Genomic DNA, 972 nt, shown 5'->3' with positions numbered 1-972 from the left:
GCGGCGCAAGCCGCCCCAATTCCCGCATCCTTTCTTCGGTTGCTATCTTTTGCCCACGAATATCCATACCCGTCTGCGCGTTGGATCAACGTGCAAAAGCGGTGATGGACACCTTGCACCAGACCTGTTGCGGCCTGGATGTCGAAACTGCCGCTGGCGCGAATCGCAACACGACCGATGTAGGTTCCGGCCTTCTTGCCCGTTGCCACAACAGCCCGCACCAGGTCCCCGGTCTGAAACCCGAATGCACTCTTGCTGCGGGTGAGGTATCCGCGAGGGAACCCAAAAGCATTCAGCCGCGTGCGTTGGTAGCTCCCACGCCCTGTGGCCTTGATGACCAGCGTCGGAATCTGCCAGTTGGCAACGGACCTGACTTCGCCCACGCAGGCCGCATCCATGGCGTGCGCCTTGGGGATGTTGAGCCGATGCCGGTTCCACTTCGTGCGACCGCCCGTTCCAGCCTCGACCGGCAGGGCTGTTGCATTGAGCCGATGAAACAACGCCCAGCGCGTGCTGTTGACGGCAGCCGCATCACGCAGCGGCACCTTGGACTGGGCTGTGATGCGCGCCAGGCGCTTCGGGTCTTTCGCCAGAAATTCAGCGACATCCCGATCGGCTTTGCGCTGGTTGCAGGATCGGCAGGCCAGCGTGAGATTGCTCACGCGGTCACTTCCACCCTTCGAGCGCGGATGAATATGGTCGATCTCCAGCGGGACGTTTTCCGCACCACAGTAGGCGCACTTGCGGCCCCACTTTTCCAGCAGATACTCACGGACTTCGTAGCCCCGAAGTTCGCCTTGCTGATACTCGGCACCGGAGATCTCGGGGTTTTGCAGCGCCTGGGTGTCGAACCGCACCAGTTCCTGCGACAGCGCAGAAACCGGCACCCAGCGGCCGAGCCGCCGAACCCAGGACATGCTCGTCTCGACGCGGTGTTGCAGGCTGGGCGGCAGCCAGCCCTGCGGGCGGCGG

Annotated in this window: 1 protein-coding gene; it reads right to left on the bottom strand. The window is 63.1% G+C overall.

Annotated elements, in window-relative coordinates; all coding sequences use genetic code 11:
* A partial coding sequence (iscB, locus tag FN369_RS09560; protein ID WP_142525919.1) for an RNA-guided endonuclease IscB occupies positions 1-972 on the bottom strand: 972 nt, incomplete at both ends.

This window comes from Methylacidimicrobium cyclopophantes (assembly GCF_902143385.2).
Lineage (GTDB): Bacteria > Verrucomicrobiota > Verrucomicrobiia > Methylacidiphilales > Methylacidiphilaceae > Methylacidimicrobium > Methylacidimicrobium cyclopophantes.
This window is presented reverse-complemented; position numbering and strand designations above follow the sequence as displayed.